Origin of the sequence: Mesorhizobium sp. M7A.F.Ca.CA.002.05.1.1 (assembly GCF_003998335.1) — a bacterium.
GTDB lineage: Bacteria > Pseudomonadota > Alphaproteobacteria > Rhizobiales > Rhizobiaceae > Mesorhizobium.
In genome coordinates, this window is the sequence record NZ_RZQI01000576.1 from 1 (window position 1) to 953 (window position 953).

The window sequence follows — 953 nt, forward strand, 5'->3', positions numbered from 1 at the left end:
AAGCGCTTGCGCTCCAACTGGCAGCCATATCAGGCGGCCTCGTCGACCAGCAAGGCGGCCGTCGGCAACCGCCCCATGACGGAAACCGCCTGCGCGGTCGTCGTGACGTCGCGCATCGGGGTGGCGTTCAGCGTGGCGACGAGTACGATCTCGTCGGCCATGGCGACCAGCGGCGAGGCATTGAGATTGTCGGCCAGCGCGCCGCCGTCGATGACGACGAGTTCGAAGCTCCGGCTGGCCCGGGCCAGCATCTGCTGCGCAAAATAGATGCCATGCGCTTCCTGGAAAACCGCCTTTGAGCGGCCCCTGCCCAGCACGGCAACGTTGCTGCCGGCGGCGTAATGGCTGACGGCCTCAAAGGCGTACTCGCCGCGCAGCACATCGAGGATCCCCGGCTGCGGATCCTTCTGGTCGCCGCCGCCGGCATTGGCATCGATGAACAGCACCCGGCTGCCCCTGGACGCCGCGGCATTGGCCAGCAGCCGCGCCACCCGGCTGCGCTGCGCGCCCTCGCCCGGCGACGATGTCACCAGGATGGAAGGCACCAGCGGCCAGTCCGCCGGACGCTGGCCCGAACTGAACATGCGCCTCAGCGCAAGGCCGACAACGGCGTCGGTCTTCTGGCTGGAGGCGGCGGCCGAACTTGCGCCGAAAGGCCACCAGCGCCACCCAGTGCCTGAATTTGCCGGCACCACGCCCAGCACCGGCGCGTCGATGGCCGACTGCATCTGCGCGCTGGAAAGCACCGTCGGCGAGGAATATTCGGCGATCAGCGCCAGACCGGTGCCGAGCCCGAGGCCGCCGAATATCGCGCCCAGCAACAGCAGCGGCAAAGGCGGCCAGCTTTTCTTCAAGGCGGGCATGGCATTGGAGATGATGCGCGCATTGGTGCTGTCGACATTGATCTGCTCGCGCGTCTCCTGGGCGCGCTGGAGATAGTTCGAGTAGACGGA

At 67.6% G+C, this 953-nt stretch carries 1 protein-coding gene; it reads right to left on the reverse strand.

Annotated elements, in window-relative coordinates; genetic code table 11:
* Positions 1-29 precede the first annotated feature (29 nt).
* Positions 30-953 (reverse strand): tyrosine-protein kinase family protein (locus tag EN939_RS39275; protein WP_442919553.1); only part of this gene is annotated, 924 nt, incomplete at its 5' end.